Here is an 18,009-nt window from a genome sequence, read left to right as displayed (position 1 = left end):
GCACTCCGCTTCAGGCCCCAACACAAAGCAGCACATGAGCACGCAACCCAGTGAAAAGAAGTACCGCGCCATCGGCCACCTGCCGGAAGGCGACAACGCCGGCCGCCACCCGGCCGACGCCACCGCGCACGCGACCGCACCGTCGGACATCGTCTGCCGGCTGCCCACCCGCTGGGCCGACTTCACGCTGCACGGCTACGCCGACCCGAAGACCGGGCTCGAACACGTTGCGCTGACGCTGGGCGACTTCAGCGACGGCGCGCCGGTCATGCTGCGCCTGCACTCCGAATGCCTGACCGGCGACACGCTGTTCAGCCTGCGCTGCGATTGCGGCCCGCAGCTCGAAGCGTCGCTGCGCGCGATTGCTGCCGAAGGCCGCGGTGCCCTGGTCTACCTGCGACAGGAAGGGCGCGGCATCGGCCTGATCAACAAGATCCGCGCCTACGCGCTGCAGGACAGCGGCGCCGACACGGTGGACGCCAACCGCATGCTGGGTTTCGAGGACGACGCGCGCGACTATCGCTACGCCGCTCACATCGTGCGCAGCCTCGGCATACGTCAGGCGCGCCTGCTCACCAACAACCCGCTGAAGGTGCGGGCGCTGGAGAGCGAGGGTGTCGAAGTGGTCGAGCGCATTCCGCTGCACGCCGGTGCCAACCCGATGAATCACCGCTACCTGGCGACCAAGGCCCAGCGCATGGGCCACATTCAGGACTGATGAGCCACGCCGACGCGCAGGACTTCTGGTCCGACAAGTACCGCGCCGTCGGCGAGTCCTATCTGTTCGGCACCGCGCCGAACCGCTTCCTCGCTGCACAGGCCGGTCTGCTCCGTGCAGGACAGCGCGCGCTCAGCGTCGCCGACGGCGAAGGCCGCAACGCGGTCTGGCTGGCCGAACAGGGGCTGGACGTGACGGCGACCGAACTGTCGCCGGTTGCACTCGACAAGGCCGAAGCACTGGCTGCCGCGCGCGGCGTGCGAGTCGATTTCGCGCTGGCCGACGCGCTGAACTGGACCTATCCGGACGAAGCCTTCGACCTGGTGGTGGCCATCTTCATCCAGTTCGCCGCACCCGACGAGCGCGCCCTGCTGTTCGAAAACCTGAAGCGCACGCTGCGCCCGGGCGGACGCATCCTGCTGCAGGGCTATACGCCGAAACAGCTCGATTACCGCACCGGCGGGCCGTCAGCCGTCGACAATCTCTATACCGCCGCAATGCTGCGCGAAACCTTCGGCGACTTCGACATCGAGCGGCTGGACGAATACGAGGACGTGCTCGACGAAGGCTCCGCGCATCGCGGACAGTCGGCACTCGTGGGAATGGTGGCGAGAAAACCCGGCTGAACAAGCGCAGGCTGGTGCCCAGGAGAGGACTCGAACCTCCACGCCTTGCGGCGCTGGAACCTAAATCCAGTGCGTCTACCAATTTCGCCACCTGGGCACGCGGCGCGGATTGTACACCCGCCCCCGGTATACTCGGCGCCCCATGTCGGTCGAACACTACGAAAACTTCCCGGTCGCCTCCCGCCTGATGCCGCCCGCGCTGCGCGAGCCGGTCGCGGCCATCTACTGGTTCGCCCGCAATGCGGACGACATCGCCGACGAGGGCGAGGCCGCCCCGGAAGCGCGCCTGGCGGCGCTCGAACTGTGCCGCGAGCAGTTGCGCGTCATCGAACGCGGCGGCATGCCGGACGACCCGATACACGCCCGGCTGGCCCGCACCGTCCGCGCCTGGTCACTGCCGCTGCCGCTGTTCCACGACCTGCTCGACGCCTTCGCGCAGGACGTCGTGAAAACCCGCTACGCAAACGACACAGAACTGCGCGACTACTGCCGCCGCTCGGCCGACCCGATCGGCCGGCTGCTGCTCTGCCTGTACAAGGTCGATGACGCGGAAAGCCTGGCGCAGTCCGACGCCATCTGCAGCGCGCTGCAACTGATCAATCACTGGCAGGACGTCGCCATCGATATCGGCAAGAACGCCGACGGCCTGCCGCCCGGCCGCATCTACATTCCGCTCGACACGATGGCGCGCTTCGGCGTCACCGAGGCGCATCTGCGCGAGGCCCGCTGCGACGACGCCTTCCGCGCCATGATGAAACACCTGGTCGATGACGCCCGCGCACTGATGCGCTCCGGCATGCCGCTGGCACGCCGCCTGCCCGGTCGCATCGGCTGGGAACTGCGCCTGATCGTGCAGGGTGGGCTGCGCATTTTGCAGCGCATCGAACAGGTCGATTACGATGTGTTCCGCCGCCGCCCGAAACTGGGCCGAACCGACTGGCCGCTGATCGGCCTCAAGGCCCTCACCTACCGATGACTCCCGACGAATACTGTCAGGACCGCGCCGCCAAGAGTGGCTCGTCCTTCTATTACAGCTTCCTATTCCTGCCGCCGCCGCGCCGCCGTGCGATCACGGCGCTGTACGCCTTCTGCCGCGAGGTCGACGACGTGGTCGACGAAACCGAGGACGTCGGCATCGCGCGCACCCAGCTCGCCTGGTGGCGCACGCAGATCGACGCCTGCTTCGACGGCACGCCGGAGCATCCGGTCTGCCTCGCGCTGCTGCCGGCCATCCGCGACTACGGCCTGCCGCGCGAACAGCTGCTCGAAGTCATCGACGGCATGGAAATGGATCTCGACCAGTCGCGCTACCTGGACTTCAAGGGCCTGCAGCTCTACTGCTACCGCGTCGCCTCGGTGGTCGGCCTGCTCGCCTCGCAGATCTTCGGCTCCACCCACCGTGACACGCAGAAGTACGCGCACGACCTGGGCATCGCCTTCCAGCTCACCAACATCATCCGTGACGTCGGTGAGGACGCGCGGCGCGGCCGCATCTATCTTCCGGTCGAGGAGCTGCAGCGCTTCAACGTGCGCGCCGCCGACATCCTGAACGCGCGCTACAGCGACGAGTTCCGCCAGCTGATGGAGTTCCAGATCGCCCGCGCCCGCCAGTACTACGAACAGGCGATGGCTGCGCTGCCTAAGCAGGACCGCGCAGCGCAGCGACCGGGCCTGGTGATGGCCGCGATCTACCGCACGCTGCTCGACGAGATCGAGCGCGACGGGTGCCGCGTGCTCGACCGGCGCATCGCGCTGACGCCGCTGCGCAAGCTGTGGCTGGCGTGGAAAACCTGGCTTAGAAGTTGAGCACCACGGTCGCCATCGTCGGTGGCGGATGGGCCGGCCTGGCCTGCGCGGTCGACTGCGTGCGCCGCGGCCTGCGCGCTACGCTGTTCGAAGCCGCCCCCCAGGTCGGCGGCCGCGCACGCACCGTGCGCATGGATGGTCTGCCGCTCGACAACGGCCAGCACATCCTGATCGGCGCCTACAGCGAAACACTGGCGCTCATGCGTGCGGTCGGTGCCGATCCCGACGCGCTGCTGCAGCGCCTGCCACTGGCGCTCGAATTCGACGACGGCTTTTCGTTGCGCGCACACAGCAGCGGACGCCTCGGCCTCGCCATTGCATTCCTGCGTGCCCGCGGCATGAGCTGGCGCGACCGTCTGGCCGCGCTGCGGCTGATGCGCGCGATACGCCGTACACCGGCGGCCGACGAAACCGTGGCCGCCCTGCTCGCCCGCACGGCGCAGACCGACGGCGCAATCACGCACCTGTGGGCGCCGCTGTGCATCGCCGCGCTGAACAGCTCGATCGAACAGTCCAGCGCCCGCGTGTTCGCGCGCGTGCTGACCGACAGCCTGATGGGGCCACCGGGTGCGGCCGACCTGCTGCTGCCGCGCGCAGACCTCGGCAGTCTGCTGCCGGAACCGGCGCTGTTCTGGCTGCGCGCGCACGGCGCGTCGGTGAACACCGGAACGCGCGTGCGCACGGTGCGCGCGCAGGCCGACGGCTTCGCCATCGAGGTCCCCGACGGCGCACCGTGCTTCGACCGCGTCGTGTTCGCCTGCAGCCCGCACCAGCTGCCGGCGCTGCTCGGCGATCTGCCGGGCATGCAGGACATCGCGCGACAGATCGCGGCGCTGGAGTACGAAGCCATCACCACGGTCTATGCCGCATTCGACGCCCGCACGCGTCTGCCCGGGGCGATGACCGGCTTCGTCGCCGGCGAACCGCACTGGGTGTTCGACCGCGGCCAGGTCGGCGGTCCGCCCGGCCTGCTGGCCGGAGTCGTATCCGCCGCGGGCGGCACGCGGGAAGAGACGGAACGCACCGTACTGGCCGCGCTGCGCAGCCAGTTCCCCGCGCTGCCCGATCCGCTGTGGGTACGCACGATCAGCGAACGCCGCGCCACCTTCCGCTGCACGCCGGGGCGTGCCGTGATCGAACAGCCGCGCGACACCCGCATCGCCATCGCCGGCGACTACCTCGTCGCCGACTATCCAGCCACGCTGGAAGCGGCCGTGCGCAGCGGCCTGGCGGCTGCATGCCGGGTCGCGGGGTGAGCTTCAAGATGCAAGACACAAGCGGCAAGTGAAACCAAAACCGCAGCGCCCTGCATCTTGAATCTTGCAGCTTGAAGCTGCAGTTCACCGAACGGCAATCCGCACGCCGTCGCACTCCACCACCTGACCGGCGCGTATCTTGGCGGTACGGCGCGATTCCGGCTGTCCATCCACCATCACACCTCCGGCGTCGACGCGGGCCTTGCCCTCGCCGCCACTGGTGACGACACCGGCAATCTTCAGCAGGTCGCACAGGGCGACGTACTCGCCCCGCAGTTCGAAATCGACGTTTTCCATTGCAGCTTTCAATAGGCGCACAGGCGCTCGCAGGCCTGTGCAATGAGCGCTTCGCTCTTGGCGAAGCAGAAACGGATGAGCTTCGCGTCGAAGCCATCGTGGTGGAAGGCTGACACCGGTATGGTGGCCACGCCGGCTTCGCGCATCAACCGGCGCACGAACACGGCGTCCGGCTCGTCGCTGATCGCGTCGTAGCGGGCGAGCTGGAAATAGGTGCCGGCGCAGTCCAGCAGTTCGAAGCGCGAGCCGGCCATGCGGGCGCGGAAATCGTCGCGCTTCTGCTGGTAGAAGGCGCCGAGATCGAGGTAGCGCGAAGCGTCGGCCATGTAGTCGGCGAGCCCGAGCTGGCAGGGCGTGTTCACCGCGAACACGTTGAACTGGTGCACACGGCGGAATTCTGCGGTCAGCGACGGTGGGGCGCAGACGAAGCCCACCTTCCAGCCGGTCACATGGAAGGTCTTGCCGAAGCTGGACACCAGCAGCGTGCGCGCCGCCAGTTCCGGCAGGCGGCAGGCGCTGGCATGTTCGCGGCCGTCGAACATGATGTGCTCGTACACCTCGTCCGAAATGACCAGGATGTCGCGGCCCTCGCACAGCGCGGCCAGCCGGCGCTGGTCGTCGAGCGACCAGGCGGCGCCGGTCGGGTTGTGCGGCGTGTTGGTGATGATGAGCCGGGTGCGCGGCGTGATCGCGCGCGCCACCGCGTCCCAGTCCGGCAGGAAGTGCGGCGCCTGCAGCCGGATGAACACCGGCGTCGCGCCCGCCAGCCGGATGCCCGGCAGATAGCTGTCGAAGGCCGGCTCGAAAACGATCACCTCGTCGCCCGGCCCGGCCAGCGCCGTGATCGCGGTATAGACGGCCTGGGTGGCACCCGCGGTGATGGTGATTTCGGATTCCGGGTCGTACTGCGCGCCATACACCGCGGCCATCTTGGCGGATACCGCAGCGCGCAGCGCCGGCTGGCCGGCCATCGGCGAATACTGGTTGTGGCCGGCGTGCATGTGCCGCGCCACCGCGTCGAACAGTTCCGGACCGGCGGTGAAGTCGGGAAAGCCCTGCGACAGGTTCAGCGCGCCCAGTTCGGCGGCTTCGCGCGAAATGACGGTGAATATCGTGGTGCCCACGTCGGGCAGCTTGGACGGCACGCGGCCGCTGTAATCCTGCATGGCAGACATCGCTCTGGCTTGGAGGGCGGATTATGCTTCAGGCCTCGACGCAATACGGTATGCCCGCCCCGCTCCATGACCGACACCCCCAGTCCGCTGCGCATCGACAACGGCGTGCTCCACATCCTCGACCAGACCCGCCTGCCCTTCGCCGCACACGAACTGCGCATCGACACCGCAGCGCAGGCCGCGCACGCCATCGCCTCGATGCAGGTGCGCGGCGCGCCGCTGATCGGTGCCATCGGCGCCTTCGGTCTGGCGCTGGCGCTGCATGAGGCAGCCGACGACGACGCACTCGACGCCGCCCGACGCACGCTGGCCGCGACCCGGCCGACCGCGGTGAACCTGGCCTGGGCGCTGGACCGGGTCGCCGGTGCAGTGCAGCCCCTGGCACCGTCGGCGCGTGCCGATGCCGCCTGGCGCGAGGCGCTGGCGATCTGCGACGAGGATCGCGCGGCCAACCGCGCCATCGGCGAACACACGCTGGCGCTGATCCGCGCGCTGCCAGCACGCGGCCGCATCAACCTGATGACTCACTGCAACGCCGGCTGGCTGGCCACGACCGGCTGGGGCACCGCGCTGTCCGGCATCTACTTGGCGCAGCAGGCCGGACTGGACATCCACGTCTGGGTTTCGGAAACACGGCCGCGCAATCAGGGCCTGCTGACCGCCTGGGAACTGGCCTGCGCTGGCGTGCCGCACACGGTGATCGCCGACAACGCCGCCGGCCAGCTGATGCGCGAAGGCCGCGTCGACGCGGTGGTGATCGGCGCCGACCGCATCGCGGCGAATGGCGATACCGCGAACAAGGTGGGCAGCTATCTGAAGGCGCTGGCGGCACGCGCGCACGCGCTGCCCTTCTGGGTCGCCGCGCCGTGGTCGACCATAGACCTCGCCTGCGCCGACGGCGACGCGATTCCGATCGAGGAGCGCAGCGGCGACGAGGTGCGCGTGGTACGCGGCGCCGAGGGCGGCGTCACGGTGCTCGACGCCAGCCGCGCCGTCGCCAATCCGGCCTTCGACGTGACCCCTGCGGCATTGCTCAGCGCCATCGTGACCGAGCGCGGTCCGATCGACTGCGCCGCGGGGCAGACACCGGCGCGGGCCAACATATGACTTCATCCACAGAAGTTAATGTTGTTTCGAGAAGACTGGAACCCTTATCTGTAAAGGGTTTCCGGCCGACGATGTGGCGAAACCACTGACGGATCGTCAACGTTTAACGCAGACACGCTTGTAATCCGCGGCGCGTTGGGGATAATCGGCGGCACTCCACAATACAGGGGCACACCCTGATGACTGAGGTCAGCGGCGCCGACGTGCACTCTGCGGCTCGCCGGTTGGAAGCGTGCGGACTGAACCGCGGTGCGGCTGGCAATGTCAGCGCGCGCCGCGGCGCCGCATTCCTGATCACACCGAGCGGACTCGAACCGGATGCGTGCACGCCGGACGACATGGTTCTGGTCGACCTGGACGGCGGTTTCGCAGGCCGGCTCAAGCCGTCCTCGGAATGGCGCATCCATCGCGACATCTATCGGGCGCGACCCGAAGCCGGTGCAGTCGTGCATACGCACGCTCCTTTCGCCACCGCGCTGGCCTGCGTCGGTGCCGACATTCCACCCTTCCATTACATGATTGCGCGCTTCGGTGGCGCCACCGTGCGCTGCGCCCGCTACGCCACCTTCGGCGAACAGGCGCTGTCCGACTCGGTGATCGAAGCGCTGGACGGTCGCTGTGCCTGCCTGATGGCCAACCACGGCATGCTGGTGTTCGGCCACGATCTGGCGCAGGCGGTGGCGCTGGCGGTGGAGTTCGAAACCCTGTGCGAGCAGTACTGGCGGGCGCTGCAGATCGGCACGCCGCGGCTGATCGACGACGCCGAAATGGCGCGCGTGCTGGTCAAGTTCGGGAGCTACGGTCAGTGAGCCGGGCGCCCCGTCAAGGCCGGCCGGTTAAAGAAACCGTGCCCACAGTCGTGAACCGGAACTACTCCTTTCTATCGAGCCTCGCGGCCGACTGCCCTACGAGCTGAGCCGGTCATGCCCACCACTCTTCTGTCACACGGCACCACACCGCGCAATGAAGGCACGGAACGCCAGGTCGAGGCGGAACTGGTGGCGCTCGCCTATCGGCTGACGCCCTTCACGCTGCTGATGGCCATCGTGCTGGCCAGCCTGATCTGGGGCGTGCTGCACAACATCGTCGATCCGCGCGCGCTCAGCGTCTGGCTGGTGGCGATGGTGATCGTGAACGTCGGTCGCTACGGCCTCATCCTGGCCTGGCGCCATGTGTCGCCCGGCATCAATGAAACGCTGATCTGGAAGTGGCTGTTCATGCTCGGCGTGCTCGCCGCCGGCTCGGCCTGGGGATCGCTGGGCGTGTTCCTGATGCCGCCGCCCGGGCACCCCTACGAAATGGTGGTGCCGCTCTGTCTGGTGGCCGTTTCCGCCGTCGGGCTGTTCTCGCTGACCGGCATGTGGAAGGCCTATCTGTGCATGGCGCTGCCGACGCTGCTGCCGACCGCCTACTTCTATCTGCGCTCGCCCGAACCCGAACGCGAGGTGCTGGGCGGCTTCATCCTGCTGTTCCTGATGATCGCCGTGGTCAATGCCCGTCGCTTCCAGCGCAACACTGCCGAGTTCATCCGGCTGCGCCTGCACCACGCCAAGGTGGCGCAGGAAAACGAGGAAGCGAAGGAGAACGCGGAACAGGCCAACCAGGCGAAGAGCCAGTTCCTGGCGAACATGAGCCACGAAATCCGCACGCCGATGAATGGCGTGCTGGGCATGGCGCAGCTGCTGCTGCGCAGCGAACTGAATGGCGAGCAGCGGCGTTATCTCGAAACGCTGTACCGCTCGGGCGAAAACCTGCTCGATCTGCTGAACGACATCCTCGACCTGTCGAAGATCGAAGCCGGCCGCTTCGATCTCGTGCGCAGCGAATTCGACCCGCGGCGCACGCTGCGCGAGGTGACCGAATTGCTTGGCGCCCAGGCGCGCGAAAAGAACCTGACGCTGGCACTCGACGTCGACGACGCGGTGCCTGGCCGCATCGAGGGCGACCCGGGTCGCCTGCGCCAGATCGCCGTCAACCTGATCGGCAACGCCATCAAGTTCACCGACCACGGCGGAGTGTTCATCACGCTGCGTGCGCACTCGATGGACGACGACCTGATGCTGCACGATCGCCCGACCAGCGGTTCGGTGCGCATGGTCATGTCGGTCCGCGATACCGGCATCGGCATCGCGCACGACGACCAGGCGCGCATCTTCGACGCCTTCGCCCAGGCCGACAACACCGCCTCGCGCCGCTTCGGCGGCACCGGTCTCGGTCTGGCGATTTCGCGTCAGCTGGCCGAAATGCTCGGCGGTTCGGTCACGCTGCGCAGCGCCCAGGGCATAGGCTCCACCTTTACGCTGTCGCTGCCGTGCAAGGTGGTATCGACCGGCATCGAGGAAGCGCAGAACAGCCTGTCGCTGCCCACCTTGCCGCGACTGTCCGGCAGCGTGCTGCTGGTCGAGGACAGCCCGGTCAATGCCGAAGTCGCGTCCCACATGCTGGAGGCCTTCGGCCTGCGCTGCACGCTGGCGCGCGACGGTCGCCAGGCGCTGCAGGAGCTTGAACACGCCCGCTTCGACCTCGTGCTGATGGACTGCCAGATGCCCGGCATGGACGGCTTCGAGGCCTGCGAACGCATCCGCGATCGCGAGCGCCTGGTCGGCCTGCCGGCCACCCCGCTGATCGCGCTGACCGCCGGTGCCAACGACGGCGATCGCGAGAACTGCATCGCCGCCGGCATGGACGACTACCTGGCCAAGCCCTTCCGCGAGGACGACCTGTACGCCATCGTGCGCAAGTGGCTGCCGGACAACGCGGTGTCCGGCACGCAGTCGATCTCGATCGACGCGATCAACCAGCAGGACCGCGCGCGCTTCGCCGCGCTCTACGAGAAGGAATCGCAGCGCAACGTGCTGGCCATGCAGGAAGCACTGCGCGAGCGCGATGAGAACACGCTGCGCCGCGCTGCCCACACGCTGAAGTCGCTGGCCGTGCATGCGCAGGCCTTCGACCTGCACGACACGATGCGTCGCCTCGAAGCGGCCGCGCTGGAAAAGGACTGGGCGCTCGCCACCACGCTGGTGCCGATCGCCAGCCGCATGCAGCTGGAGTCGGCGCGTCGCGTGCTCGAATGCAGCCTGGACAGCGAAGGCGCGCAGGGCGCACTGCCGGACGCGCTGGACATCCTGATCGTCGACGACGACGAGGCGGAACGCTTCCTGATGCGTCGCTCGCTCGAAGGCGCCGGCTGCACGCACATCCGCGAGGCAGAGAGCGGCGAGCAGGCGCTGCTGATGGTGGGCCAGCAATGCCCGCACGTGCTGCTGCTCGACGGGCTGATGCAGGGCATGGACGGCGTCGCCACCTGCAAGGCGCTGCGCGAACACTACAGCGCCGACAAGCTGGTCATCGTGATGCTGTCGGGCATCGAGGACCCGGCCTGGCAACGCGCCGCGATGGACGCCGGCGCCAGCTGCTTTGTCGCCAAATCGGTGTCGCGCGACAAGCTGATGGATACGCTGACTGCGCGTCTGGCAGAACTCGACCGCCCGCTGCGCAGTCGACTGCGTGGCAAGCCGCGTCTCAGCGTGGCCTGATCGTCGCCCCGTCCTGCGCGGCGATCCACCGCGAAGGAGTCACCGATGCGCTCAACCCTCGTCGTTCTTGCACTGTGCGCCTGCAGCAGCGCCTACGCCATCGATCCCGCCGCCGTGCCGCCGGACAAGCGCACGGTGCTGGACCGCTATCTGACCTCGGCCGAGGCGCACCGCATGCTGAGCGACAACCCCGGCGGCACGCTCTTCCTCGACGTGCGCACGCAGGCCGAGGTGAGCTACGTCGGCGTACCGGCAGGCATGGACGCCAACGTGCCCTTCATGCTGGTCGATTTCGACCACTTCGACGCCAAGTCGCGCCGCTTCACGCTGCACAAGAACCCTGAATTCATCCGCTCGGTCGAGCAGCGCCTGCAGGCCAAGGGTCTGGACCGCAACGCCGACATCGTGCTCATCTGCCGCTCCGGCGACCGCACCGCGCGCGCCGTCAATGCGCTGGCCGCGGCCGGTTTCACCCGGGTATGGACGGTGATCGACGGTTTCGAGGGCGACACCGCGGACAGCGGCGCCGAGCGCGGCAAGCGCACCGTCAATGGCTGGAAGAACGCGGGCCTGCCGTGGAGCTACGCGCTCGAGCCGGCGCAGGTCTGGCTGCCAGCTGGCGCGCGCTGATCAGCGTCCGGGCAGCATGCGCGACAGCAGCCCGTCGCGGTCGATGAAGTGGTGCTTCAGCGCGGCCGCCACGTGGCCCGCCACCACCAGCATGAAGAACCAGTTCAGCAGCCGGTGCGTCAGCAGCAGCGCCTCGCCCAGCGCCTCGTCCTTGGCCAGCAGATCGGGCAGCGGCAGCACGCCGAACCAGACGGTCTGGAAGCCCTTGGCCGAACTCATCAGCCAGCCGGACAGCGGCACGATCACCATCAGCAGATAGAGCAGATGATGGCCCGCCTTGGCCGCCTTCACCTGCCACGCCGGCATGCCGGCCGGCAGTGCGGGCGGCCGGTGCGTGATGCGCCACGCAAGGCGCGCGAGCACCAGCAGGAACACGGTGACGCCGGCCCACTTGTGATACGAGTAGAACTTCAGCTTCTGCGGCGACAGCGGCAGTTCGACCATGTAGAGGCCGAAGCCGAACATGCCGAACAGCATCAGCGCGATCAGCCAGTGCAGCGACATCGCGGTGCGGGTGTAGCGCATCGTTGTTTTCCTGTGCGAGGGGTGAAGCAGGCTGGAGGCGCGTCGGCCTCCGCGAGGTTCGGCATTGTCGGTGCGTCGCAGTTCCGGCGGAAGCCCTGGCCGGTGCGACCGGGAAAATTGCCCGCACCCGCTGCAGCCGTTCAGAGACTGATCTGCGTGCCCAGCTCGACCACCTGATTGGGCGGCAGGTGGAAGTAGTTTGCCGGCCCTTCAGACTGCCGCATCATCCAGCCGAACAGCGCACGCCGCCACGACTGCAGATCGTCACCCTGCCCTTCGACCACGGTCGCCCGGGCGACGAAATAGGTGGTGCTCATCGGCTCCAGTTCGAGGCCCAGATCGGCCAGCGCGGCAAGTGCCTGCGGTATGTCCGGTTCCTCGCGGAAGCCGTAGCGCGCCTCCACCGTGTAGTGCTCACCACCGAGCTTGTGCACCTCGATGCGGTCGATGTCCGGCACGCGCGGCACGTCCTCGATCATCACGTGCAGGAAGAACACGCGTTCGTGCAGCACCTTGAAGTGCTTCAGGTTGTGGAACAGCGCACTGGGCACGGTTTCGGTATCGGACGTCAGGTAGATCGCCGTGCCCGGCACCCGCGGTACGTCCAGCGGCGGTCCGCCGATGAAGTCGGCCATCGGAATGTTGATGCGCCGGCGTTCCCGGGTGATCAGCGCGGTGCCCTGCTTCCACGTCGTGAGCATCGTGAACAGCGCACCGCCGAGCAGCATGGGCAGCCAGCCGCCGGCCATGAACTTGGTCAGATTGGAGGCGAAGAACAGCATCTCGACCACCAGGAAGACACCGAGCACGGCGAGCAGCAGCGTCTTCAGGCGACGCTGCGACATGGTCGTGATGAACAGCATCAGCAGCGTCGTGATGATCATGTCGCCCGACACCGCGATGCCGTAGGCGGCGGCCAGCTCGCTCGAGGTGTCGAACTCGAGCACCAGCACGACCACGGCGACCAGCATCATCCAGTTCACCGCCGGTATATAGACCTGCCCGCGTTCGGTGTCCGAGGTGTGCAGCTGACGCAGGCGCGGCAAATAGCCCAGGCGCGTCGCCTGGGCGGTGATCGAGAAGGCGCCCGAGATGGTCGCCTGCGACGCGATCACGGTGGCCATCGTCGCCAGCGCGACCAGCGGCAGCCGCCAGTCCTCGGGGGCCAGCATGAAGAAGGGATTGCTGACGGCCTCGGATGCGCGCAGCACCAGCGCGCCCTGACCGAAGTAGTTGATCAGCAGCGCCGGCGACACGATGAAATACCAGGCCAGCCGCACCGGGCGCCGGCCGAAATGCCCCATGTCGGCATACAGCGCCTCGCCACCGGTCAGCGCAAGGAAGACCGCACCGAGCAGCAGGAAGGCCTGCCCCGGCTTGTCGATCGCGAACGACACGGCGTAGGCCGGGTTCAGCGCGCGCAGCACGTCGGGCGTCTGCGCGATGCTCGATGCACCCAGCAACGCCAGGACGGCGAACCAGACGATGGTGACCGGCCCGAAGAAACGCCCCACGACAGCCGTGCCGGTGCGCTGCACACAGAACAGCAGGACCAGGATGACGATGGTGATCGGCTCGACCCAGTGCTCCAGGGTCGGCGTCACCACGGCGATGCCCTCGACCGCCGACAGCACCGAAATCGCCGGCGTGATCACCGCGTCGCCGTAGAACATCGCGGCGGCGAACACGCCAGCCGCGGTGACCGCGGCAACGCGGCGCCGTACGCCGGTGCGCGCCGAGCGCTGCGCCAGCGAAGCCAGCGCCAGTGCGCCGCCCTCACCCTCGTTGTCGAAGCGCAGCACGATGAACACGTACTTGAACGAAATGATCAGCGTGACCGCCCAGAACAGTGCCGACAGCGTGGCCAGCACGTTGGCCTCCGACAGCGGCAGTCCGTGCGATCCGGCGAAGGCTTCCTTGAAGGCGTAGAGCGGGCTGGTACCGATATCGCCGAACACGACGCCGAGTGCGGCAAGCATCAGCGGCGCGAGGGCTTTCGGCTCTTGAGTGGCCTGGGTCATCAGGGGAATCGGTTGGAAGACGTCGCCGATACTGCGCCGCACCATTTGCAAGATCAAGTCTTGACGGCGACGCAAGGTTGGAGTTTTGCAACAATCACACACCTCCGTTACTTCGATCACGCCATGCCGTCGCCCACCGACACCACCGACCTGTCCGCCCTGCGCGAGCTGATCCGCCATTTCGTCGATGAACGCGACTGGGCGCAGTTCCATACGCCGAAGAATCTGGCGATGGCGATGAGCATCGAAGCCGCCGAGGTGATGGAACACTTCCAGTGGCTGCCCACCGGCCACGAACTGGCCGACGACAAGCGCACCGCGGTCGGCCACGAACTGGCTGACGTGCTGGTCTATCTGGTGCGTCTGGCCGACGTGCTGGAGATCGATCTGCCGGCCGCGGTGGCCGACAAGATGGCGCTGAACCGCCAGAAGTACCCCGCCGACCGGGTACGCGGCGACGCGCGCAAGTACGACGAGTACCCCGATCGCGAATGAAGCGGGCAAGGCGTCCGAAGCGGTTTCCGGGATAATCCTGAAAACCTCGGCTGACCGCTTGCCATGAAGCCGAAAGCTCTGCCCTTCAAGGACATCGGTCGGTTTGTATCGCTCACTCTCCGGATGAGACCGCTTCGACGTCGCGTGCACGGCCGGCGGGGCGCCCGGCCGCGTTGCTCGTCCTTGCAGGGAGCCATCCTGCCGCGTCCTCGCGCCTTGCCGTGCACCCCGCCAACCGCGCCCACGACGCCGATCAACTGAGGTTTTCAGGATAATCGCGCCTCTGCCGTCACCGGTGGCGCCCGAACGTTCGGTCGCCCCACTGCTCTACCCGTACATGACTTCATCGCCCTCCCTGCTGTCCCGTCTTCCCCGCCCGCGCCCCGGCGGTCGCACCGACTGGCCGAAGCTGCCGGGCGGCGCCCAGGCGCTCGCGCTGTCCGAGCTCGCGCGCGAGCTGGGCGCCCCGCTGGTGGTCGTCGCCGCGCGCCCGATGGACGCCCAGCGCCTGCTCGACGAACTGCGCTGGTTCGCGCCGGCGCTGCGCTCATTCCAGCTGCCGGACTGGGAAACCCTGCCCTACGACCAGTTCTCGCCGCACGCCGATCTGGTGTCGGAGCGGCTGGAAACGCTGTACGCGCTGATGCGCGGCGAACTGGACGTGCTGGTGGTGCCGGCCTCGACCGCGCTGTACCGCCTGGCACCGCGCGAATACCTGGCGGCCCACACCTTCTTCGTCAAGCAGGGCTCGAAGCTGGACGTCGAAGGCCTGCGCCTGCAGCTCACCATCGCCGGCTACAGCGCGGTCACCCAGGTGGTCGCACCGGGCGAATACAGCGTGCGCGGCGGCCTGGTCGACCTCTACCCGACCGGTTCCGCCCTGCCCTATCGCATCGACCTGTTCGACGACGAGGTCGAAAGCATCCGCACCTTCGACGTCGACACCCAGCGCACCGTGTTCCCGACGCAGGAGATACGACTGCTGCCGGCGCGCGAATTCCCGATGGACGACAAGGCGCGCGCCGCCTTCAGGTCGCGTTTCCGCGAAACCTTCGAGGGCGATCCGTCGAAGTCGGTCATCTACAAGGACGTGTCCAACGGCGTGCCCAGCGCCGGCATCGAGTACTACATCCCGCTGTTCTTCGAGCGCACCGACACGCTGTTCGATTACCTGCCGGCCAACGCGGTGGTGGCGCTGGACTACGAAGTCAATGACGCCATCGCCGACTTCTGGCGCGACACGAAGAGCCGCTTCGACCTGATGAAGGGCGAGCGCGCGCGGCCGATACTGCCGCCGCCCGATCTGTTCCTGTCGGAAGAACAGTTCCACGTGTCGCTGGCCAACCGCCCCATCGTGCGCCTGGGCCGCGGCGACGAAGTGGCCGCGGTCACGCCGCTGCCCGACCTTGCCGTCGAGCGCAAGTCGGACGACCCGCTGTTCCGTCTGCGCGCGCTGGTCGCCGCGCAGCGCGTGCTGGTGGTGGCCGAATCGGCTGGCCGGCGCGAGACGCTGACCGACTACTTCACCGAATACGGCCTGGCCAATGCCGCCTGCGACAGCTTCGACGCGGCGCTGGCGAGCGAGGCACGCCTGCTGATCGCCACCGGCCCGCTGGCCGAGGGCTTCGCGCTGACCTCGCCGCCGGTTGCGCTGGTCACCGAAAGCGAGCTCTACCCGACGCAGGCCCGCGCGCGCAGCAAGCGCGACGGCCGCAAGGTGACCGCCGAGAACTTCCTGCGCGACCTGACCGAACTGAAGGTGGGCGACCCGGTGGTTCACCTGCAGCACGGCATCGGCCGCTACATCGGCCTGATGCACATGGACCTCGGCGAAGGCGAGACCGAGTTCCTGCATCTTGAGTACGCCGACGGCGACAAGCTCTACGTGCCGGTGTCGCAGCTGCACCAGATCAGCCGCTACAGCGGTGCGCCCGGCGACCAGATCACGCTGCACAAGCTCGGCTCCGGCCAGTGGGAAAAGGCGAAGAAGAAGGCCGCCGCGCAGGTGCGCGACACCGCCGCCGAACTGCTGGCGCTTTACGCGCAGCGCTCGGCGCGCAAGGGCCACACCTTCGGCTTCAGGCAGCACGACATGGACGCCTTCGCCGAAGGTTTCGGCTTCGAGGAAACGCCGGACCAGCTCAATGCGATCAGCGCGGTGGTCGGCGACATGACGTCCGGCCGGCCGATGGACCGACTCGTTTGCGGTGACGTCGGCTTCGGCAAGACCGAAGTCGCGCTGCGCGCCGCCTTCGTCGCCGTGGCCGACGGCAAGCAGGTGGCCGTGCTGGCGCCGACCACGCTGCTGGCCGAACAGCACTACCAGACCTTCACCGACCGCTTCGCCCAGGTGGCGCACGAGTGGCCGGCACGCATCGCCGAGATTTCGCGCTTCAAGAGCGCGAAGGAACAGACGCAGGCGCTGAAGGAGGCGGCCGAGGGCAAGATAGACGTGCTGATCGGCACCCACCGCCTGCTGCAGAAGGACGTCAAGTTCGCCCGCCTCGGCCTGGTCATCATCGACGAGGAACACCGCTTCGGCGTGCGCCAGAAAGAGGCGCTGAAGGCGCTGCGCGCCGAGGTGGACGTGCTCACGCTGACCGCCACGCCGATCCCGCGCACGCTGGCGATGTCGCTGGAAGGCATCCGCGACTTCTCGGTCATCGCCACCGCACCGCAGAAGCGGCTGGCGATCAAAACCTTCGTCAGCCCGTGGTCGCGCGGGCTGATCCGCGAAGCAGTGCTGCGCGAATTCAAGCGCGGCGGCCAGGTGTACTTCCTGCACAACGAGGTCGACACCATCGAGGAGATGAAGACCCGGCTGGCCGACCTGCTGCCGGAAGCGCGCATCGTGGTCGGCCACGGCCAGCTGCCGGAACGAGAGCTGGAGCGCGTGATGCGCGAGTTCACGCAGAGGAAGCACAACGTGCTGCTGTGTACCACCATCATCGAGACCGGCATCGACAACCCGAACGCCAACACCATCATCATCAACCGCGCCGACCGCTTCGGTCTGGCCCAGCTGCACCAGCTGCGCGGTCGCGTCGGCCGCAGCCACCACCAGGCCTACGCCTACCTGCTGACCGACGCGCACGCCAAGCCGACCGAACAGGGCCGCCGCCGGCTGGAGGCGATCCAGATGATGGAAGAGCTGGGCTCCGGCTTCTTCCTTGCGATGCACGACCTGGAAATTCGCGGCGCCGGCGAGGTGCTGGGTGATTCGCAGTCCGGCGAAATGCAGGAAGTCGGTTTCAACCTCTACACCGAAATGCTGAAGAGCGCGGTGAAGGCGCTGCAGAAGGGCGAAGAAGCCGACCTCACGCAGCCGCTGGACATCGTGTCGGAAATCAATCTGCACACGCCCGCGCTGCTGCCGACCAAGTACTGCCCGGACGTGCATGAGCGGCTCACGCTGTACAAGCGACTGGCCAACTGCGAAACCGAGGACGAACTGGGCGGCCTGCGCGAAGAACTGGTGGACCGCTTCGGCCCGATGCCCGACCAGACGCGCGCACTGCTGGAGACGCACCGCCTGCGCATCGCCGCGCGTCCGCTGGGCATCACCAAGATAGACGCGCACGAAACGCTGATCCTGATCACCTTCTGCCCCAACCCGCCGATCGAGCCGATACGCATCATCCAGCTGGTGCAGAAGGACCGGAACTTCAAGCTGGCTGGACAGGACAGACTGTCGTGGAAACGATCCAGCCCGGACCTCGACAGCCGGGTCGGCGCCGTGCGCGAACTGATGAAGAAGCTGAGCGGCTGATCGTCTCAGCCGGCGCGCCGCAATGTACCGGTGCGGCGACCGGCA

15 protein-coding genes and 1 tRNA gene are annotated in these 18,009 nt (G+C 67.6%); 11 read left to right on the top strand and 5 right to left on the bottom strand.

The features are described from left to right. The first annotated feature begins 34 nt into the window (after positions 1-34). Both ribA and WJU27_RS03205 read left to right on the top strand, forming a co-directional pair. The gene (gene ribA, locus WJU27_RS03210) at positions 35-718 is read left to right on the top strand and encodes a GTP cyclohydrolase II (RefSeq protein WP_020165010.1); all 684 of its coding nucleotides are present in this window, start codon (positions 35-37) and stop codon (positions 716-718) included. Further along, positions 718-1,344 (top strand): SAM-dependent methyltransferase, encoded by a 627-nt coding sequence (locus WJU27_RS03205; RefSeq protein ID WP_341421107.1) that lies wholly within the window; start codon positions 718-720, stop codon positions 1,342-1,344. Before ribA ends, WJU27_RS03205 begins: the two co-directional genes overlap by 1 nt. Positions 1,345-1,356: 12 nt before the next feature. Here the strand turns inward: WJU27_RS03205 and WJU27_RS03200 are convergent. After that, positions 1,357-1,441, bottom strand: a tRNA-Leu gene (locus tag WJU27_RS03200). A gap of 45 nt (positions 1,442-1,486) precedes the next feature. Between WJU27_RS03200 and hpnC the strand changes: the two genes are divergently transcribed. The 3 genes from hpnC to hpnE are packed head-to-tail and all read left to right on the top strand — an operon-like array spanning position 1,487 to position 4,406. Further along, on the top strand, positions 1,487-2,320 hold the full coding sequence (gene hpnC, locus WJU27_RS03195) for a squalene synthase HpnC (RefSeq protein ID WP_296812127.1): 834 nt from the start codon (positions 1,487-1,489) through the stop codon (positions 2,318-2,320). Continuing rightward, positions 2,317-3,150 carry a presqualene diphosphate synthase HpnD gene (gene hpnD / locus WJU27_RS03190; RefSeq protein WP_020165013.1) on the top strand — a complete coding sequence of 278 codons (834 nt, stop codon included), beginning with the start codon at positions 2,317-2,319 and terminating at the stop codon, positions 3,148-3,150. The genes hpnC and hpnD overlap by 4 nt, the downstream gene beginning before the upstream one ends. Further along, positions 3,147-4,406: a hydroxysqualene dehydroxylase HpnE gene (hpnE, locus tag WJU27_RS03185; protein ID WP_341421106.1), complete on the top strand. Its 1,260-nt coding sequence runs from the start codon at positions 3,147-3,149 to the stop codon at positions 4,404-4,406. The genes hpnD and hpnE overlap by 4 nt, the downstream gene beginning before the upstream one ends. Positions 4,407-4,490: 84 nt before the next feature. Here the strand turns inward: hpnE and WJU27_RS03180 are convergent, their stop codons facing one another. Both WJU27_RS03180 and WJU27_RS03175 read right to left on the bottom strand, forming a co-directional pair. Next, positions 4,491-4,703: an RNA-binding S4 domain-containing protein gene (locus WJU27_RS03180; protein ID WP_304008323.1), complete on the bottom strand. Its 213-nt coding sequence runs from the start codon at positions 4,701-4,703 to the stop codon at positions 4,491-4,493. 8 nt (positions 4,704-4,711) lie between these two features. Next, the gene (locus WJU27_RS03175) at positions 4,712-5,878 is read right to left on the bottom strand and encodes a methionine aminotransferase (RefSeq protein WP_445928423.1); all 1,167 of its coding nucleotides are present in this window, start codon (positions 5,876-5,878) and stop codon (positions 4,712-4,714) included. Positions 5,879-5,944: 66 nt separating this feature from the next. Between WJU27_RS03175 and mtnA the strand changes: the two genes are divergently transcribed. The 4 genes from mtnA (at position 5,945) to WJU27_RS03155 (ending at position 11,154) form a co-directional block, all read left to right on the top strand. Beyond that, positions 5,945-6,985: an S-methyl-5-thioribose-1-phosphate isomerase gene (gene mtnA / locus WJU27_RS03170; protein ID WP_341421105.1), complete on the top strand. Its 1,041-nt coding sequence runs from the start codon at positions 5,945-5,947 to the stop codon at positions 6,983-6,985. A gap of 179 nt (positions 6,986-7,164) precedes the next feature. Then, positions 7,165-7,794, top strand: coding sequence for a class II aldolase/adducin family protein (locus tag WJU27_RS03165; protein WP_341421104.1), 630 nt, complete (start codon positions 7,165-7,167; stop codon positions 7,792-7,794). Between the two features lie 114 nt (positions 7,795-7,908). Then, positions 7,909-10,524 (top strand): response regulator, encoded by a 2,616-nt coding sequence (locus WJU27_RS03160; RefSeq protein WP_029143733.1) that lies wholly within the window; start codon positions 7,909-7,911, stop codon positions 10,522-10,524. 45 nt (positions 10,525-10,569) lie between these two features. Beyond that, positions 10,570-11,154, top strand: coding sequence for a rhodanese-like domain-containing protein (locus WJU27_RS03155; protein WP_296812150.1), 585 nt, complete (start codon positions 10,570-10,572; stop codon positions 11,152-11,154). Here the strand turns inward: WJU27_RS03155 and WJU27_RS03150 are convergent, their stop codons facing one another. Then, positions 11,155-11,679, bottom strand: coding sequence for a cytochrome b (locus WJU27_RS03150; protein ID WP_341421103.1), 525 nt, complete (start codon positions 11,677-11,679; stop codon positions 11,155-11,157). A gap of 140 nt (positions 11,680-11,819) precedes the next feature. After that, positions 11,820-13,700: a potassium transporter Kup gene (locus WJU27_RS03145; protein WP_341421102.1), complete on the bottom strand. Its 1,881-nt coding sequence runs from the start codon at positions 13,698-13,700 to the stop codon at positions 11,820-11,822. Positions 13,701-13,823: 123 nt separating this feature from the next. On the opposite strand from WJU27_RS03145, the gene WJU27_RS03140 reads away from it, so the two are divergent. Beyond that, positions 13,824-14,195 carry a nucleotide pyrophosphohydrolase gene (locus WJU27_RS03140; RefSeq protein ID WP_020165022.1) on the top strand — a complete coding sequence of 124 codons (372 nt, stop codon included), beginning with the start codon at positions 13,824-13,826 and terminating at the stop codon, positions 14,193-14,195. Positions 14,196-14,532: 337 nt separating this feature from the next. Then, on the top strand, positions 14,533-17,964 hold the full coding sequence (mfd, locus tag WJU27_RS03135) for a transcription-repair coupling factor (protein ID WP_341421101.1): 3,432 nt from the start codon (positions 14,533-14,535) through the stop codon (positions 17,962-17,964). Positions 17,965-18,009: the final 45 nt, after the last annotated feature.

Source organism: Methyloversatilis sp. NSM2, assembly GCF_038066675.1.
Taxonomy (GTDB): Bacteria; Pseudomonadota; Gammaproteobacteria; order Burkholderiales; family Rhodocyclaceae; genus Methyloversatilis; species Methyloversatilis discipulorum_A.
Note: the sequence above shows the minus strand (reverse complement) of the source record. Positions and strands in the feature narration are given on the sequence as shown.